Genomic DNA, 18,112 nt, shown 5'->3' with positions numbered 1-18,112 from the left:
CACGCGATGGCGTGAGCGCCTGACAAAAACGTCAACAGGGCCCGGGTGACATACCCGGGCTCTGTCGCGTCCACGTAGCCTGTGATTTTTTGCCGGCCTGCGACCGGTAGGATCAGCCACATGATCGATCCCAAGCTCCTGCGAACGGATCCGGACGCCGTTCGCCGCTCCCAGGTCGCCCGCGGCGAGGATCCCTCGGTCGTCGACGACATCGTCGCCGCTGATGAGGCTCGTCGTGAGGCCATTGCCGCCCACGAGAACCTGCGCGCTGAACAGAAGGGGCTGGGCAAGCGCATCGCCAAGGCATCCAGCGACGAGAAGGCCGAGCTGCTGGCTCGCACCAAGTCGATCGCCACCGAGGTATCCGACCTCAAGAAGGCCGCTGACGAGGCCGACGCCAGGTTCGTCGAACTCGCCAAGACCCTCGGCAACATCGTCATTGACGGCGTTCCCGCTGGTGGCGAGGACGAGGGCGTCATCAAGGAGACCAACGGAACCCCGCGAGACTTCGCCGCCGAGGGGTTCGAGCCCAAGGACCACCTCGAGATTGGTGAGGCCCTCGGCGCGATCGACATGGAGCGCGGCACCAAGATTTCCGGCTCCCGGTTCTACGTCCTCACCGGTGTGGGGGCCCAGTTGGAGTTCGCCCTTCTGAACCTGGCCATGTCCAAGGCGGCGCAGTGGGGATTCACCCCGATGATTCCGCCGGCTCTCGTCAAGCCGTCGGCGATGGAGGGAACCGGCTTCCTCGGCCAGGCCGCTGACGACGTCTACTACCTGCCCAAGGACGATCAATACCTGGTGGGAACCTCCGAGGTTGCCCTGGCGGCGTTCCACTCCGAGGAGATCCTTGACGACGCCGACCTCCCGAAGCGCTACGTCGCCTTCTCCCCGTGCTACCGACGCGAGGCCGGCTCCTACGGCAAGGACACCCGCGGTATCTTCCGTGTCCACTGGTTCGACAAGGTCGAGATGTTCGTCTACTGCCTCCCCGAGGAGGCCGAGGGCTGGCACGAGAAGCTGCTGAGCTTCGAGAAGGACTTCATCTCGGCGCTGGAGATCCCGTTCCAGGTGCTCGACGTCGCCTCCGGTGACCTGGGCCTTTCGGCTGCTCGTAAGTACGACTGCTACGGCTGGTTGCCGACACAGAATCGTTACCGCGAGATCACCTCGACCTCGAACTGCACGACCTTCCAGGCTCGTCGCCTCTCCATCCGCCACCGCGGACCTGACGGGGTCGAGCCGCTGGCCACCCTCAACGGCACCCTGTGCGCGATGACCCGCATCATCATCATGCTGTTGGAGAACCATCAGCAAGCTGACGGCTCGGTCCGGGTGCCCGAGTCGCTGCGTCCCTACCTCGGCGGTCGCGAATTCCTTAAGCCGTTGTCGTGAGCGACGAGCCGTACTACCGGGAACTACCCGATGGCACGATCAAGCAGGTCAACCCGTTCACGGGCACGAAGGTCTGGACGGTGCCTGGTCGCGGGGCTCGTCCGCTGAGCAAACCGGTGACGCAGACCCGAGAACTCACCGACCATGATCGTCGCGCGACCTGCGCCTTCTGCCCGGACAACCTCTTGTCGACCCCTCCGGAGAAGACCCGGCTGGTGAAGCGGGAGGGCGGTCTGGTGCGCGGCCACGACCTCCTGCGTCACGTCCCGGCAGATCAGCTTGACGCCACCGTGCCGGAATTCCGACGGATCCCCAATCTCTTTGAGATCCTGTCGTGGCAGTACTGGCAGCTCAACTGGGGGATGGACCTGCCGCGCGCCTCGCGGGACTGGCAGGAGGAGTACCTGTCGAGCCCGGAAGGGGAGGCCCATGTCAGGTCGATCCTCGACGCCAAGTTCACGGCGATGGGGTCGTCACGGCGCGGGGAGGATTTGACCTCAGATGAGTTACGGGAGGCCTCGGCGGCCTTTTTCGCCGGTGGGCACGACGTCATCGTCGCTCGTCGTCACTACACCGATGAGGGGACGACGACGGCAGACGTCGCGGGATCGGCCAGCCTGACTGTTGACGAGCACCGGGCCTTCATGGCGTTGACCGTTGACTCGATGGCCCAGTTGCACCGGCACAACGAGCACGTGCGCTACGTGGTGGCCTTCCAGAACTGGCTCAAGCCGGCCGGGGCGTCGTTCGACCATCTGCACAAGCAGTTGGTGGCCATTGACGAGGTGGGAGCTGACAACGAGTCGGTGCTTCCCAAGGCTGTCCTCGACCCAGGTATTTTCAATCGCTGGGGTCCTGAATTCGCCGCAGAGCACGGCCTGGTGCTGGCCCGCAACGAGGGTGCCATCATGACGGTCGGTTTTGGACACAGGTACCCGTCGGTCGAGGTGTGGTCGACGTGTCGCGCCGACCAGCCCTGGCGTGTTGACGACGACGGGATTGACGCCGTGTCGGACTTGTTGCACGCCGCCCATGTCGCCGTCAGCGATGACGTGCCGGCCAACGAGGAGTGGCATTACCGTCCGATGGGGGTCGGAGTGCCGGTGCCGTGGCGGATCATCCTCAAACTGCGCACCTCCACCCTGGCTGGGTTCGAGGGTGGGACGAAGATTTACGTCAACACCATTTCACCGACGGCTCTGACCGCGATGCTGCTGCCGAAGCTTGTCGACGCACGGGAGGCAGGACGTATCGCCCCGATGGACCTGGGGGAGGAGTGTCACATTGAGCCGGGTGTGCTGCGGGCAGGGCGGGTCGATTGAGGCCGTTCCCTGGTCGTCGGGGCAGCCCTGCGTGGGCCGAGGTGGGTTCAGAACCAGCGGCCCAGCTCAACCGCAGTGCCGCCCTCGGCAAAGCAGGGAGCCACGTCGTCGGCGATGGCCTTGACCGAGTCGGGGGCGTCACCGACAGCGACTCCGCGTCCAGCCCACTGCAACATCTCGACGTCGTTGTTGCCGTCACCAATGGCCAGCACGTCCTTGGGGTCGACGCCTTTGAGGCGGCACAGGGCGTCGAGGGCAGAGGCCTTCGTCACGCCCTCCGGAGTGATGTCCAGCCACGCCGACCAGCCCATGACGTAGGAGACGCTGTGCAGGTCGAGGCTGTGGGCCAGGTCGCGGAAGGAGTCGGCATAACCGTTCGGGTCGCGGATGATGACACGGGGCGTCGGACGGGAGCGCAACTCGTCAATGGTCTCAATGCGCAGTTCGCCCTGCAGCTCCCCGGTGGGGAAGAGCTGGTTGAGACGGTAACCGACGCCGGCCTCCTCGACCGCGATGAGCGCCTGCGGGTAGACGTCCATGACGTGATCGATGATGGGCCGCGGGTCAAAGGTGACGTGGGACTCGATCTCGACAGGCGACATCGTCGCGGTGACGGCTCCGTTGGACACCACCGCGTGTCCTCCCTGCAAGCCGAGAGCCTTATGGACGGGTATCGCTCCGAAGAGCCCTCGCCCGGTAGCCAGGACGATGGGGACATCGACCTTGGCAACCGCCTTACGGACCGAGTCCGGAAGCTCGCCCTTCATGTCGACGAGGGTGCCGTCGATGTCGAGGGCCACCATACGAGGATTGAATGTCATGTTAGCCAGCCTGCCACCATGCGATGATCATGCGGTGAACACAACGTGACTTTCTCAGGCAGCCAACCTTGCGCGCCTCGGGTGCGGGCGTCCGGTCACCGTCTCGTACGCGGCCGCCAGGCTGGTCATCTTGGCTTTCGCGGGTGCGTTGTGGCGTGGAGCTGACGAGGTGTCGCGAGCCTGCCGCATGTGCCGCTTCACGGTGGACAGTGAGCAGCCGAGACGCTCTGCGATGAAGCTCAACGGCTGGTCAGGGTGGGCTTGACGCAGTTTGACAACATCCTGGGTGGACACCTGGCGGCCGGGACTGATGACCCCGGCGTAGGACTCGAAGTCCTCGGGACGAACTCGTACCCCCAGGCGGGAGCGAATGCGCGAACGCTGACGTGGGGTTGTGCCCGCAGCGAATCCGGCGACGTCATGGTTGAGGATGGCATTCTCGAGGCACTGCTCGAAGAGGGGGCAGGCGGAGCAGGCGGCTTGAGCTTGGGTCCGCAGTGCGCGCTCCAGGCGGTGCTCGTCGGGTGTGGCGGCAGCGCTGTCACCCTCGAGCAGGGGATGCTGGAAAACTGCTGTGAGGTTGGCACAGGCCGGGAGGGTGCGGTCGCTCGTCCGGTTCACGATGGCTCCTTTCCGATGGGCCAAGGCGGCGTGTTTCAACGTCAACTGGCTGTGATGGTACAAGTGCGTTTCAGGCGTTGACGTGACGTCGACGGTGACGGTATTTCGGCTTCAACAGGGCGCGCCAGGCGGATGTGTACGTACACATCTCGGGGTGTTACGCCGCTGAGGCCGATGGCAACGGTGGCCTTCAGTACAGCCAGATCTGTACTTTTGGACAGCTGATCGTGAATCCAGCGGACTTTCGTCCACATTGCCGGCGTCCAAGGGCTTGCCAGCCCCACTGGCGCTCAGCCCGACCCGTCCCGCGTGGGAAAACCGGCGCTGTGCCGGTTAGAGTGCCAAGGTGGATGCAGCAACATACATGGCACTCGTCCTCGCACTTGCGGTCGGTGCTCAGTGGCTCGGATGGCGTTTACGCCTACCCGCGCTGCTGTTCCTCCTCGTGATCGGTTTCGCCCTCGGACAGTGGGTCACTCCCGACGAAATATTCGGAAGGCAACTCCTGTTTGACGGTGTCAACCTCTCAGTGGCAATCATCCTCTTCGAAGGGTCACTTGGGCTCAAACTCCGCGAAGTTCGTGACTTGGGAAGACCGATTTTTCGGTTGTGCACCATCACCGCAGGGATCGCGTGGCTCCTCATCACCCTGGCTGCGATGGTGTTGGGGTTCGACGGTCGCGTGTCCCTGCTGTTGGGCGCGATCCTCATCGTCACCGGTCCGACGGTCATCAATCCGATCCTGCGTCAGCTGAGACCCACTCGACGGGTGAGTGCCCTGCTCAGATGGGAGGGCATCGTCGTCGATCCGTTGGGTGCGATCCTGGCCCTGTTGGTCTATCAGGGCATCAGCAGTATCGACGGGTCCTCGATCGGGCAAGGCATGTTGAACCTGGGCCTGACTCTGCTGGTCGGGTTGTTGTTCGCGGCTCCTATCGGCTGGCTACTCACCGCCATGATGAGACGACATCTCATCCCGGACTTCCTGCAGGGTGTGATCTTCGTCGGGGTGGCCGTCGGTACCTTCGTCGGAGCGAACTTCCTGCGCGAGGAGTCGGGGCTCGTCGCCGTGACGATGCTGGGCATTTACCTGGCCAACCAGCGCAACCTCGAGCTTGAGCCCGTCATCGAGTTCAAGGAGCACCTGCAGGTACTGCTCGTTGGGGTGCTGTTCATCATGCTCGCCGGACGGGTGACACCCTCCCAGATCGTCGACATCCTGCCCACGGGCCTGATCTTCGTCGCCCTGCTCGTGCTGGTCATCCGGCCGGTCTCGGTGATGCTGGGGTTGCTGCGCACTGAGACGACACGCCAGGAGAGAATCCTCATGGCGTTCATGGCTCCGCGAGGAATCGTGGCCGCATCGGTGGCATCGATCTTTGCGATGGAGTTCAGCGAGTCTGCCAGCCATGTCAAGGAGCAGGCCAAGGAGATCGCCGAGTCCGACCCCGAGCGGGCTCAACGACTCATGTCGTTCGCTGACCAGATTACGGGGATGGCAAGCCAGGTCGACCGGCTCGTGCCGCTGGTATTCCTCGTCATCGTCTGCACGGTGGCCATTTACGGTCTGGGTATTGGCAGGCTTGCTGAGAAGCTCGGGTTGGCGTCGGCAAGTCCGCGCGGAGTGATGTTTGCGGGATCACCGGCATGGAGCATCGACACCGCGAAAACCCTGCGCGACCTGGACGTCCCCACCCTCATCGTCACCCGACGTGCCTACGACCTCTACGCTGCCCAGAAAGCGGGACTCAGGTGCGAGGCAGCAGACTTCCTCTCCGAGTACGCGACTGAGGACATGGACCTCGCAGGAATCGCGTCGATGGTGGCCTGTACCCCCGACGATGACACCAACTCGATCGCGTCGGTGCATTACCGGCGCGCGTTGGGGCGGGCGAACGTGTTCCAGCTTGAGCGTCTGGATGAGGGTGACGACGAGGATTCGACCACTGGCACTGCGCAAATCCTCAAGGCGAGGACAGCTTTCGACCCGCCGGCAACCCACTCGGCCATGGACAAGATGTGGCGCAGCGGCAAGAGGGTGCGCCGGGTCGAGCTGGACGAGGATCGGACCTGGGAGCAGTTCCGCCAAGCCCTCCCCGAGGCTGTCGTGATGTTTGTCGTCAAGCCGTCGTCGGTGAGTGTCGCAAACGTCGACATGAGTGACCCCAAGGATGGCGACACCATCATTTACCTGGGCGACGAGTGGAAGGAAGCTCCGGAACCTGCTCCTGCTGAGGATGAGGAACCGAAGCGTCAGACGATGTCCGTGCCGTCGTCAGAGGAGGCGGTTCGAGATCGCATTGACGCCGATCGTAAGGCGGCAGCGGAGAAGGAGAAGGCGGCAGCGGAGAAGGCTTCCTTGGTCGCGACCGAGGACGAGTCCCGTCCTGCTGCTCCCACAGCCCATGAAGAGAGGGCTGAGTCCGGGTCCATTGCCGATGTGCGCGACGAGGAACCGATTCGACCCCATACTGATCAGCTGAGTCCGGGCAGAGCGTCGCCCATGTCGGCGGACTCACCGAGCGAGTGGTGAGAAGAAGGACCTGAGGGTGGCTGTGCCGTCGTCAGGTCCTTCGTCATGGTGGCGCCGGTCGTTTCCTGTCGCCTTCCACCGGATGCCTCTTCTCCTTCTGGTCGTGGGAGTTTCGTCGAATCAGTGGCAGCCCTTGTCAGCCATGTTGGCGGTGGTGGTGCTGTGGAATCCTCGGGGTGAGGGTCCTCACTTGAACGTGATTGATGTGAAGTCCTCGGTCTGCTTCTTGATCCCCACCTCAGTGGGGAAGCGCTCGATCGAGCTGGCGCCGTAGAAGCCGACGATGCCCTCGGTGTTGTCGAGGATGTACTGGGCGTCCTCGGGGTGGGCGATCGGGCCGCCGTGGCACAGGCACAGGATGTCAGGATTCACCGACTTCGCCGCGTCGGCCAGCTTCTGTACCTTCACCGCAGCTTCCTCGAGGCTGAGTGCAGTCTGGGCCCCGATGGTGCCGGATGTTGTCAGGCCCATGTGCGGAACGAGGATGTCGGCGCCGGCCGCTGCCATGTCCTTGGCCTGATCCTCATCGAAGACGTACGGAGACGTCAGCAAATCGAGTTCATGGGCCATGCGGATCATGTCGATCTCGGGGCCGTAGCCCATGCCCGTCTCCTCGAGATTGGCGCGGAATACGCCGTCGATCAGGCCCACCGTCGGGAAATTCTGGACTCCGGCGAAGCCCACCTCCTTCACCTGCTTGAGGAAGTACGGCATGACCCGGAACGGGTCGGTGCCGTTGACTCCGGCGAGCACGGGGGTGTGCTTGACGACGGGAAGGACCTCGTTGGCCATTTCCATGACGATCGCGTTGGCGTCGCCGTAGGCGAGTAGGCCGGACAGCGAGCCACGGCCCGCCATGCGGAACCGTCCTGAGTTGTAGATGACGAGCAGATCGATGCCGCCGGCTTCGGCAGACTTCGCGGTGATGCCGGTGCCGGCGCCGCCGCCGATGATTGGGTGGCCTGCCGCGACCTTCGCGCGGAACCCGTCGAGGATCTCTTGTCGTGACATAGTGTTGATTCCGGTCCTTTCACTTGGTGATTGCTTGATGGAGGGCGTCAGCCATCGCTTTGCCGAACCCCTCGTCGTTGATTGCCTGGTCGAGTTCGACAAGCGCCACGCTGCTGCCTCGCAGGCCGTCACGCAGTGCCCCGAACAGAGCTTCGTCAGCTTCGGCATCGCGGAACGGGGCCCCGTCGACGTCGAGGGCGCTCACCCCACGCGATGGGATGAACATCGACGTCGGTCCGTTGGCTGCACCGAGCTTGGCGGCGATTCGGCGTCCCAATTCGGCCATCTCCTCGCGCGTGGTGCGCATCAGCGTCACCGTTGGATTGTGTACGACGAAGTGCCTCCCCTCGAACTTGGCGGGCACGGTGTCTGGGGGGCCGAAGTTGACCATGTCGAGCGCCCCGACGCTGACGACTTGTGGAAGGCCCACTCTGCCAGCGGTTTCCAGTCGGTGGGGGCCTGCGGAGAGAACGCCGCCGACGAGGTCGTCGGCCAGTTCTGTGGTGGTGAGGTCGCAGACGCCGGCGAGCATGCCGGATTCCACGAGCTTCTCCATCGCGCGGCCGCCGGTGCCGGTCGCGTGGAAGACGAGCACCTCGTATCCGAGCTCGGTGAGACGTGCGCGGGCTTCGTCGGCAGCCGGCGTCGTGACGCCGAACATGGTGACTCCGACGAGTGGCTTGTGGTCGTCGCGGGCGATGCGGCCCTCGAACGACTTGGCCATGCCTGCGGCAGCCGCCGCCGCGTTGTCAAGGACCATCTCCGAGACCGAGTTGATGCCCGCCATGTCGACGACGGAGTACATCATCGCGACGTCCGCCTCGCCCACGTAGGGGCTCACGTCGCCTGAGGCCATCGTCGAGACGAGCAACTTCGGAAAACCGATGGGAAGCGCCCGCATCGCCGCGCTCGCGACGGAAGAGCCACCCGAGCCTCCGATGGCGAGCAGGGTGTGGATCCTGCCCTCGTCCGCGAGCTGTGTGGCAATCCGAGCGGCACCATGGCTCATCACATCCATCATGCGCCCGCGGTCGCGCACGGCGCGCAACTCGACGGCGTCTCCACCGGCGGCCCGAATCACCTCCTCGGAGGACACGTCCGCAAGCTCACTGCTCGAAAACGATCCGACGTCGATGAGTAGGGTCTCGACGCCCTCCACAACCAGTCGTTCTTTGAGCCATCGGTACTCATCGGCCTTGGTATCCAAGGTGCCGATCAGGCCAACAACTGCCATTGTCTTCACCCCTTCGTGCAAGATTGGCGCCAGCCTAGGTATCGCGCATCGGCCGCGCTGGGCCAATTGACGAACATTGGCCCAGCATGGCCGCTGATCGAGAGGAGACTCATGGTGTGCACTCACACATGACCGCTGCGCACTTGGCAGATCTCCTCGGCCCGTGGGCTCCCGAGCACGGCCGGTTACCGGATTCGCTCGCTGACGCCATCGCGGATCTCGTCGAGCAGGGATTCGTACCTGCCGGAATCATGCTTCCTCCCCAGCGGGAACTGGCGGCGAGCCTCGGAATCGCGAGAGGCACCGTCGCATCCGCGGTGTCGATCCTGGTCGAGCGAGGGTACGCGACAGCCCGACGGGGGTCTGGGGTACGGATCCGGTCCGGGAAGGCCACGGCTCAAACCGGCATGTCCGGGCGGCTGTTCTCCTTCACCAACGCATCCGCCGAACTCGCCGACCTCTCGACGGGTGCCCTCCCCGCGTCGCGTGTGGCACGGGAGGTACTCGCGGGTGGAGTGCGGGAGCTGGACCCGTATCTGGACACCGACGGCTACTTCCCTGCCGGGCTGCCGGTGTTGCGGCAGACCATCGCCGACTACCTCACCCGTCGTCACACACCCACCAAGCCCTCGGAGATCCTCGTCACGACGGGGGCTCAGCATGCCACACAGCTCGCGGTGCGCAGCGTGGTGGCGCCCGGCGACCTGGTGCTCTGTGACGACCCGACCTATCGCGGCGCGTTGGAGGTGTTCAATTCCGAGGGCGTCCGCGTGCAGGGGATCCCCATGCGTGGCGACGGGCTCGACGTCGCGTTGTTGGAGCAGGCCATGAAGCGGGGCCCCGAGCTGCTGTATTGCCAGACGAGCATTCACAACCCCACCGGTCGCACGACCTCCACGACGATGCGCAAGGCCATCGCCGGCGTCGTGAACGACTCATCGGTGCAGGTCATTGAGGATTGTTGTTCTGCGGACCTCTCGCTTGGGGTCGGCGCTGCTCCCAGTCTTGCCGGACTCGTCGACCCCGACCGACTCATCGGTTGTTGGACATGCTCGAAGCTGTTCTGGGGCGGGCTGAGGATTGGTTGGATTCGTGCCTCGGCCCCGCGAATCCGGGTGCTCACCGAGCTGCGGAAGGTAGGCGACCTCGCCACCTCCGTCGTCGACCAGCTTCTCGCCGTGCGCATGTTGCAGCGCGTCGAGGAGGCGCGCGATGAGCGGCGCACCCTTCTCCATGATCAACTCGCTCGCACAGAGGCCGTGCTGCGCGAGCTCCGGCCAAAGTGGCGGTGGGAGCCCATCCACGGCGGTCCATGTCTGTGGGTCGACACCGGCGAGGACGCGGCGCTTCTCGCGGAGCGAGCCAAGCGTGTCGGAGTGAAGCTTGCGCCCGGGCCGCGCTTCTCGCCGCACGACGGGCACCGCACCATGCTGCGAATCCCCGTCTGGCATGACCAGGAGTCGCTGCGGGCCGCGTTGATGGTGTGTTAGGCGTATTGACCGGGGAGGTTGGTCAGCCGGGTGACGGGTGGGAGGTTGCCGCAGGCTGAATGGGGCCTGTGATGATCGTGGAAGTGGATCCAGTCGGCCAGGGCATCACGACGCTCGGCTTGGCGAACCAGCCGACGGCCCGGGCCGGGACTGCGGTGGCCGCGAGGGCGGTCTCATCGTCGTGGACCTCGACGTAGACCAGTCGGGAGTGGCCATCGATCACGGAGTGGACGAGGGTGTGCTCGAGTCGGGGCTGACCGTGGGCCACAAACACTGGAACCTCGCGGCGACTTCGCGCAGGGAGCACCTGAGCGGCGAGCAGGAACGGCAGTCCTGGTCCGGATCATCCCTGCTCGCGCGGGCAGCATCTTTGCATAGTACGGGCAGCATGTTTGCATAGTACTTGTCCCTTCTTGAACGGCGCTCTGAAAACCTCAAGCCAGAACACTCATTCGCCGGACTGCTCAGAACAACACTTGTCGCATTAGCTATGGCCGGATCTCCTCTGTCGTTACCCTCGGGGGTCACATCTGCCGCACTGGCCGGGATCAGCTTCTCGCAGCAGCGGTGTCGTGAGGACTGAAGACCACATCATCAAGCAGCGTAAATCTCTCCTCGTGAACCCTTATTGCGTTTCGGGTTTTGTTAGTACTGCGATGAGTTCGTTGACTTTGAGTGGTTTGGATGATGAGCGTGTCGTGATGATCTGGCCGGACTGGCTGCCTGAGCGCCAATGTACTGTCCAGACTTCGGTCATGCGAAGGGTGTAGTCGCCCGGATGCTGGTACATGTAGCCGCAGTCGGGGGATTGGGCTCGCGGGTCAGCAGTGGTGGGGCGGGGAGTCGTGTGAGAACAGTGAACCGTTTTCTCTCCGGTTTCATAGATGGTTTCGGACCTCTGGGCGTCAAGGGAGACCACGATTCCGTGGGCGGAGTCGTGTGCGGTGTGATGTCCACCCCTGGGGTTGTGGAACCACAACGGCTGTCCCACGGCTGTGATATTCCACTTGTTGGCCGAAGGAGACGGCTGGACATCGATGACGGGTTTGGTCAATCGGATACTGGTTGCGATGTCAATCGACCAGGCTCTGATCTCCTCAGCAGTGGGGCCTGTAGGCGTCTGGGGTGCACGGTGCGGGGTTCGATGGTCAGGCGTGGGTGTGGAGTCGTGGCTGTGCAGCCCTGGTAGATACGGCATCCTGGTGAGGGACAAGATCGCTGAGTCAACATAGGGATCAGTCCCCGATAGCTTGGGTAATCCAGGAGACCCAGACGAGCCTGGTGAGTCTGGCGAGGTGTGGCCACGATGGGAGCCACCACCGCCATGACGACGCTTGTGATGGGAACCCCTGTAACCCGGATTGTGGTACTTGGCCCCCTTCTCCGGATCGATCACAGGCTTTCGATGAGAACCTCCGATGCGCTTGCCAATGCTTATGACACCGGTCTTCTCATTATCAACAACAGCTTCGGAGGACGAGCTTCGCCCCGATTGTTGCAGCCCGATTCCCTGTACGGCAATCAGCGTCGCCAGAGCGATAGTCAGGCCTCGCATTCTTCTCCCCTTTCTGAGAGTCCGTCAACAATCACCATGTGACCGTCAATCCGATCAAAGAACAGCTGGTTATGTTTGAGCGTCCCCTCAGAAACCAACTTCCCTGAAGCATCTACGAACTCCCATCCCCGTTGATCAACACACGAGTCAATAGCTAACGCATGACCTTCCTTGGGTTCATGGATGGCAATACTTACCGGTCCATAACCGGCAGAGTCAGGCCGAACAACGTGACCGCGCTCTTTCACTTTCTCGTAGTACTCCCGGATCATCTCCGCCCAGTCACCGCCAACAACGTCCTTCAGCCCAGCAGGTAACACCTCGCCTCCTCCCTCTTGCTCGAACAGCAGCGTCTGCTCCAGGTACGTCTCGTAAACCTTCTTGGCCTCCAGGAACAGCGCGTCCTGCGTGGTCCCGGGAACCGGGGTCGCCGTCGCTTTCACCAACCTCGGCTCATCCGACCTCAGCGTGGAAGTCGAGCTCGTCGTCACAGCACTGGGTACAGGAGTCACTCCACCCATCGCCCCAGAAGCGCCGTCATCACCACCACAGGCAGCCGTCCCCAACACCACCACGAAAGCAGTTACCATCGCCAAACGCCGTCGACAGCCTCCGGCGTGCTCACCATTCATCACCATGACGACAATCCTGAAGGCTCGCGCAACCGTTGAGAACCCCCGGAACCAAAATCTGTGGAAAACCCCGAAAATCTGTGGATAAGACCTCTGACTCATGTGAGGAAACTCCGGGCCGGGCGAGGTCCTCGTCAAGGTGAGGGCAGCCGGCATCGACCCAACCACTGCCTCAACCCTCATCGAGATCGCAGCAACCGTCATCTCCAATTGTGATCTCGCCGATCGGGTTCGGCCCGGTGGTCACAACTTGACCATGATTCAACGGTGTTGTTCACCATCTAAGGGCGGGGTTTGAAACGCACGCAAAGCGTCAAACGCGCTCCTCAGGTCACCGGAGTTGTCGGCGACAGTGACCCCTCAGAAGAGACTGCCACGGAGGGCATCGAATCCTAATACCCCTCGCGCACCCTCTTATCCCGAACGCGGTGGTCATCACGGTTGTGCAGGGGCTTGCTGCCAGCGCTGGTAGCGGCCCGGCCCGTCATCACCCGGATCGCCACCATCCCGGCAGTGGTGGTGATTGAGAGGCCGCCTTCTGGGCTGCGGCTATCCACAGCGGCGATCGTGGCCAGAGCTGGTGCTATCCACAGATCCAAGTTGGGTGAACGAAACCCGGGTACTCAGACGACAACTGAATATGTGAGAACTCTTCAAGACTATTTGAATCGTCACGGGGTGGCCCGCATTCATCGCTATAGCCCCATTCGCGGCCAAGCCGACCGGGCTGTGGCCCGCGGCCACGCCGTCCGTATCCTGCCTGGTGTGGTGGCTGCCACCGGCTTGGCCGACGACCCCCACACCGTTATCCGCGCCTTGTTGCTGTGGCACCGCGACATCACCCTCGTCGGTAGAGTCGCGTTGGTGCTGCAAGGGTTGAAAGCCCCCGGGGCAGACCGGTACATGGACCTGGCGCGCATTGGGAGTGTGGAGGCATTCTCGCGCACCCGATGTCTGGACCGGCCCAGAATCCGGGTGCATCGCTGGCACATGCCTCGCCGATACCTGGTCGAACGCGACGGTATCTGGATGACCATGCCGGAGGTCTCGGTGCTGATATTGGCGATTGCCGGCGATTGGGAATGGGTCTGCGAGGCGCTGCGTCAACACCTGGTCACCCCTGCGTCGTGCCGCAAAGCCCGTAAGGCATTGGCTGGCCGCTATTCGAAGGCCCAGGTTGACGCTGCGCTGGCCGATATTGATCTCAACGCCTGGTCGATTCCCGAGTCGGAGATGGGGCGGATGCTGCGCGCCGTGGGAGTGACCGGGCACAAGCCCAACCGGAAAATCTGGGCCGGAGAACACTGCTACTACCTCGACCAAGCATTCGACGCTGAACACGTCGCCCTCGAAATCGACGGACGCAGTGTTCACGCAACTGCGGACGGTTTCGAAGACACCATGATGCGCTCAGCCCACCTGGATCGACACGGCTGGACTGTACTTCACACTACCCCCACCATGATGCGGCGCAGCCCCCGGTTCGTCCTCGACTGGCTGGCCTCCCACCTCCACCGACGTCACCGACCCAAAACCATGTACACCGAAACCGTCCTACGACGCATCATGAACGGCGTTCGACCCGCCTAACCAGTACCCTCCCCGACACCAGGTATTGCGACAGTACGGATCCAAGGCCTCACCTTGCCCAGTGGTGGCAAAACTGGTTATGACCACACTGGCGACCACCCCACACGACACAACACCCGGTCACCACCCACATCACCACACCACGCGGAACGCGGACGCGCGGGGTAGTTGACGAATCAACGCGGGTAGGCGCCCGACCAGGAAACCCAAGTGCGGGATCAGGTCAGCGGAATGGGTGGGCCAGCAGCGGAATAAGGCGCGCGGCGCTGACGTCAGTCGCGCCTCCACACCCAGCAACTCGGCGATTACGCGGTCTGACGCTTCTTCACGAGCCGGATTGTCGTCCACACGATCGCTCCGATGATGGCGCTGGTAATTCCAGCCACGAGGAATCCCCACTGCCACCCGTGAGAGTCCATGATGGCGCCGATCAACGGGGCTGCCATAGCCGTGCCGCCGTTGAGGCATGATCCCTGCCATCCGATGATGGCTCCTCGAGAATCTGCCGGTACCAGGTCGGTCAGGGCATCGATGGACGAGGTGATCGTCGGGGCGCAGAAGATGCCACCCACGAACAGCAGGATGGCCGCCGACCCAGGGCCGCTCGACAGTGCCGGCAACGCAGTCATCGCACCAAGGAACACGAGGAGAAGCGCCGTGGACGCCCCCCTTGGCAGGGCTCCGTACATGACGCCACCGATGGCCGACCCAAAACCTGAGGCTGCGAGCACCCACCCGATCATCCCGGGGTGGCCCATCGACCTCATGGCGGCGACGGTCGTCAGCTCAATACCGCCCAGGCAGAAGCCGGTTGCGATGACGGTGAACAGAAGGGACGCCGACGTTGGCGACAGCCACGTCGTCTTCGGGTTGTGCGGGGTCTGAACAGCCGGTGCGTCCGAGGCTGGTGGCACCGGGTCGACCTTGGAGGGCTCGGTGGTCGCCGGGTTCAGGATCATCAGGCCTGCAGCGCCAATGGCAGCGATGAACCCACACGCGGTGATGGTGATCTGGGTTCCGATGGTCGTCGCTGCAATGATGGCGACTGTCGGGCCGATCATGTAGCAAATTTCCACGCTCACCGAGTCCAGTGACAGAGCGGCACGGCGTCGGGACGTGGGCACGGCGGCCATCAAGACCTGGCGTGGGATGGTGAAAATCGGGTAGTTCCACAGGCTCCCTATTGCGCATAGCACGAGGAGCGGGAAATACCCTAGCCACGGCGATAGTCCCCAGGTGGCCGTCGTGATGATAAGAGACGGGAACATGGTTCGCCGCAGCCCTTTGCGGTCGACCATGCTGCCTCGCCATGGCCCTGAAACCATAGTTGCCACGGTGACGACGGTCGTCACAGCCCCGGCTCGCACGTAGTCAAGATGCAGGGAACTGACGACGTGGACGCTCATGACGATTCCGAGGCTGAAGATCGGAATCCGGATGAGAGCCGACAACAGGAGGGTTGCCCACACCTCCCGGATGGCGATGACATCCCGGTAACCGCGCACTCAAGCACTCTACAACGATCTGGCTGGCCCACGCTGGTAGAGAGCCTGGGCATGACATAGGCCGCACATCGTCGGTGATGTGCGGCCTACTCCGAGGTTGACTCAGCGTTCCAGCTTGCGACGCAGGGTGGCGGTGTTCTCGGCGGTCTTGATGAGGGCGAGGACGAACTCGATCTGCATCCGCACACCGATGACGAACAGTAATGCTGGGATCCATCCCACGAGAATTATGAGCACGACGACCACGCCGGTGCCGCCAGCATCGGCGCCGGCGGCTGTACCAATGGCACCGCCAACGCCGGCTACGATGATAGAGCCGATCCACATCACGGCCGCGCAGATGATCGCGATGATGTACACAAGTTTCGCGATCTTCGGCGTGACGTAGTAGTCGAAGGACATGTCGAAAAGGGCCCCGAAGAAGCCCTTCTTGTCGCTGGACGGCGACGGGTTGGATCCGTCGTAGCTGTACTGGGTTGACTGGTTGCTCTGGCCGTAGGGCTGGGTCGACCGGTTGCCCTGTCCGTAGGGCTGGGTGGGGTAGTTCGAGGGCTGGTACGGCGCGTTTGCGCTGTTGTTATTCGAGTCGCCGGTCGGCGTCACATTACTCATGGCAACAGTGTGCCATGTGAGGACGCCTTCGGGGAAGTGTTCATATTCGTATCGCTGAGGGAAATACTTCGTGACGAATAATTAAACTTATGGGGCCGCCCAAGTCTCTTTCGGACGGCCCAACCTGAGGTGTTGCGATCAGTCGACACCAAATTCCATTGCGGCGGCGTCGAGAGCCCTTTGGCTGTTGTCATCGTCGTCATATCCGCTGGCCGCGATGTCCGCCGCGCCGCCAGCCTTCAGCTGTCCAACGAGATCTGCGTGGCTTGTCAGCTGGCCCTGGGCGGAGTAGAGCTCCAGCTTCTCGCGGGTGTCGGCGATGTCGAGGTTGCGCATGGTGAGCTGGCCGATGCGGTCGGTCGGGCCGAATGCGGCGCCCTCGACGCGCTCCATCGACAGCTTCTCGGAGTGGTAGGAGAAGTTCGGGCCGGTGGTGTCGAGTATGGAGTAGTCCCAGCCGCGACGTAGTTTGAGGGTGACCGATCCGGTGACGGCACTTGCGACCCAGCGAGTGAGCGACTCGCGGACCATGAGGGACTGCGGGTCGAGCCAGCGGCCCTCGTAGAGCAGCCGGCCGAGACGACGTCCCTCGTTGTGGTACGTCGCGAGGGTGTCCTCGTTGTGAATGGCGTTGACGAGCCGCTCGTATGCGATGTGCAGCAGGGCCATGCCGGGGGCCTCGTAGATGCCGCGGGACTTGGCCTCGATGATGCGATTCTCGATCTGGTCGCTCATGCCGAGTCCGTGGCGACCGCCGATGGCGTTGGCCTCCAGGACGAGGGCGACGTTGTCGTCGTACTCCTTGCCGTTGATGGCGACAGGCATGCCCTGCTCGAAGGAGATGGTCACCTCCTCGGTGTCGATCTTGACGTCGGGGTCCCAGAACTTGACGCCCATGATGGGCTCGACGGACTCGATCGAGGCGTGCAGGGACTCAAGGGTCTTGGCCTCATGGGTGGCGCCCCAGATGTTGGCGTCGGTGGAGTAGGCCTTCTCCTTGGAGTCGCGATAGGGCAGGTCGTGGGCGGTGAGCCAGGCACTCATCTCGTCGCGGCCGCCGAGCTCGGCGACGAAATTTTCGTCGAGCCAGGGCTTGTAGATGCGCAGCTGAGGGTTGGCGAGCAGGCCGTAGCGGTAGAACCGCTCGATGTCGTTGCCCTTGTAGGTGGAGCCGTCGCCCCAAATCGAGACGTTGTCGGCGTGCATGGCGCGCACCAGTAGCGTGCCGGTGACAGCGCGACCGATCGGGGTGGTGTTGAAATACGGGCGCCCGGCGGAGCGGACGTTGAAGGCCCCGCATGCGATGGCGCTCAGGCCCTCCTCGACCAGGGCTGCCTTGCAGTCAACGAGTCGAGAGATCTCGGCACCGTAGTCGAGGGCGCGGCCCGGCACTGACGCGATGTCGGGCTCGTCGTACTGACCGATGTCGGCAGTGTAGGTGCATGGGATCGCGCCGTTCTCGCGCATCCACGCGACGGCTACCGAGGTGTCGAGACCTCCAGAGAATGCGATGCCGACGCGCTCGCCGACGGGAAGCTGAGTGATGACCTTGGACACGTCGTACACTCTAGAGCATATATATGCGTACAAGCAAATGGATATTCACTCGGTGGGTGTGGTGGAGCTCCGGGTGCTGATGATGGGCGGTGCCATGTCAGGTGGCAGAGACCGGAGTCGTAACCGAAATCACCACCGTGAGGCCGGGTGATGGGAGGCTCAAGTGATGGACGGGCGGTTCCGGGTTGACTGTCCGACTTACGCCGATGGGAGCTGAGACGGCATTGGGATGGT

Annotated in this window: 14 protein-coding genes and 1 pseudogene; 5 read left to right on the top strand and 10 right to left on the bottom strand. The window is 63.2% G+C overall.

What is annotated here, in order from left to right:
- Nucleotides 1–120 precede the first annotated feature (120 nt).
- Both serS and O6R08_RS10550 read left to right on the top strand, forming a co-directional pair.
- Entirely contained in the window at nt 121–1,395 is a 1,275-nt protein-coding gene (gene serS, locus O6R08_RS10555) for a serine--tRNA ligase (RefSeq protein WP_271418057.1), read from the top strand.
- The gene (locus O6R08_RS10550; RefSeq protein WP_271418056.1) at nt 1,392–2,717 is read left to right on the top strand and encodes a DUF4921 family protein; all 1,326 of its coding nucleotides are present in this window, start codon (nt 1,392–1,394) and stop codon (nt 2,715–2,717) included. The genes serS and O6R08_RS10550 overlap by 4 nt, the downstream gene beginning before the upstream one ends.
- A gap of 47 nt (nt 2,718–2,764) precedes the next feature.
- On the opposite strand, the gene O6R08_RS10545 is transcribed toward O6R08_RS10550, so the two are convergent.
- Nucleotides 2,765–3,520, bottom strand: coding sequence for an HAD family hydrolase (locus O6R08_RS10545; protein ID WP_271419379.1), 756 nt, complete (start codon nt 3,518–3,520; stop codon nt 2,765–2,767).
- A 72-nt stretch (nt 3,521–3,592) separates the two neighbouring features.
- Nucleotides 3,593–4,159, bottom strand: coding sequence for a WhiB family transcriptional regulator (locus O6R08_RS10540; RefSeq protein ID WP_271418055.1), 567 nt, complete (start codon nt 4,157–4,159; stop codon nt 3,593–3,595).
- Nucleotides 4,160–4,523: 364 nt separating this feature from the next.
- On the opposite strand from O6R08_RS10540, the gene O6R08_RS10535 reads away from it, so the two are divergent.
- Nucleotides 4,524–6,692, top strand: coding sequence for a cation:proton antiporter (locus O6R08_RS10535; protein WP_271419378.1), 2,169 nt, complete (start codon nt 4,524–4,526; stop codon nt 6,690–6,692).
- Nucleotides 6,693–6,878: 186 nt separating this feature from the next.
- Here the strand turns inward: O6R08_RS10535 and O6R08_RS10530 are convergent, their stop codons facing one another.
- Both O6R08_RS10530 and O6R08_RS10525 read right to left on the bottom strand, forming a co-directional pair.
- Nucleotides 6,879–7,703 carry a phosphoenolpyruvate hydrolase family protein gene (locus O6R08_RS10530; protein WP_271418054.1) on the bottom strand — a complete coding sequence of 275 codons (825 nt, stop codon included), beginning with the start codon at nt 7,701–7,703 and terminating at the stop codon, nt 6,879–6,881.
- A 19-nt stretch (nt 7,704–7,722) separates the two neighbouring features.
- Nucleotides 7,723–8,937, bottom strand: a complete 1,215-nt coding sequence (locus tag O6R08_RS10525) for a Tm-1-like ATP-binding domain-containing protein (RefSeq protein WP_271418053.1) — start codon at nt 8,935–8,937, stop codon at nt 7,723–7,725.
- Between the two features lie 128 nt (nt 8,938–9,065).
- Here O6R08_RS10525 and O6R08_RS10520 point away from each other — a divergent pair, with 128 nt between their 5' ends.
- Entirely contained in the window at nt 9,066–10,427 is a 1,362-nt protein-coding gene (locus O6R08_RS10520; RefSeq protein ID WP_271418052.1) for an aminotransferase-like domain-containing protein, read from the top strand.
- On the opposite strand, the pseudogene O6R08_RS10515 reads toward O6R08_RS10520, so the two are convergent.
- From O6R08_RS10515 to O6R08_RS10505, 3 genes and pseudogenes are all read right to left on the bottom strand, one after another.
- Nucleotides 10,424–10,689, bottom strand: a pseudogene (locus O6R08_RS10515) (hypothetical protein); the annotation flags it as partial. The gene O6R08_RS10520 and the pseudogene O6R08_RS10515 sit on opposite strands and share 4 nt — an antisense overlap.
- Before the next feature lie 363 nt (nt 10,690–11,052).
- Complete coding sequence (locus tag O6R08_RS10510) at nt 11,053–11,520, bottom strand: hypothetical protein (RefSeq protein ID WP_271419377.1); 468 nt, start codon at nt 11,518–11,520, stop codon at nt 11,053–11,055.
- 449 nt (nt 11,521–11,969) lie between these two features.
- Entirely contained in the window at nt 11,970–12,818 is an 849-nt protein-coding gene (locus O6R08_RS10505; protein WP_271418051.1) for a hypothetical protein, read from the bottom strand.
- Between the two features lie 438 nt (nt 12,819–13,256).
- Between O6R08_RS10505 and O6R08_RS10500 the strand changes: the two genes are divergently transcribed.
- Nucleotides 13,257–14,204, top strand: a complete 948-nt coding sequence (locus O6R08_RS10500; protein ID WP_271418050.1) for an endonuclease domain-containing protein — start codon at nt 13,257–13,259, stop codon at nt 14,202–14,204.
- Between the two features lie 305 nt (nt 14,205–14,509).
- Here the strand turns inward: O6R08_RS10500 and O6R08_RS10495 are convergent, their stop codons facing one another.
- The 3 genes from O6R08_RS10495 to argG all read right to left on the bottom strand — a co-directional run bounded on the left by O6R08_RS10495 (nt 14,510) and on the right by argG (nt 17,887).
- Entirely contained in the window at nt 14,510–15,709 is a 1,200-nt protein-coding gene (locus tag O6R08_RS10495) for an MFS transporter (protein ID WP_271418049.1), read from the bottom strand.
- A 102-nt stretch (nt 15,710–15,811) separates the two neighbouring features.
- Nucleotides 15,812–16,321, bottom strand: coding sequence for a DUF4282 domain-containing protein (locus O6R08_RS10490; protein WP_271418048.1), 510 nt, complete (start codon nt 16,319–16,321; stop codon nt 15,812–15,814).
- A 138-nt stretch (nt 16,322–16,459) separates the two neighbouring features.
- A complete protein-coding gene (gene argG / locus O6R08_RS10485) occupies nt 16,460–17,887 on the bottom strand; it encodes an argininosuccinate synthase (protein ID WP_271418047.1) in 1,428 nt (475 codons plus the stop codon).
- Between the last annotated feature and the right edge of the window lie 225 nt (nt 17,888–18,112).

The sequence above is a fragment of the Cutibacterium equinum genome (assembly GCF_028021195.1).
Taxonomy (GTDB): Bacteria; Actinomycetota; Actinomycetes; order Propionibacteriales; family Propionibacteriaceae; genus Cutibacterium; species Cutibacterium equinum.
This window is presented reverse-complemented; position numbering and strand designations above follow the sequence as displayed.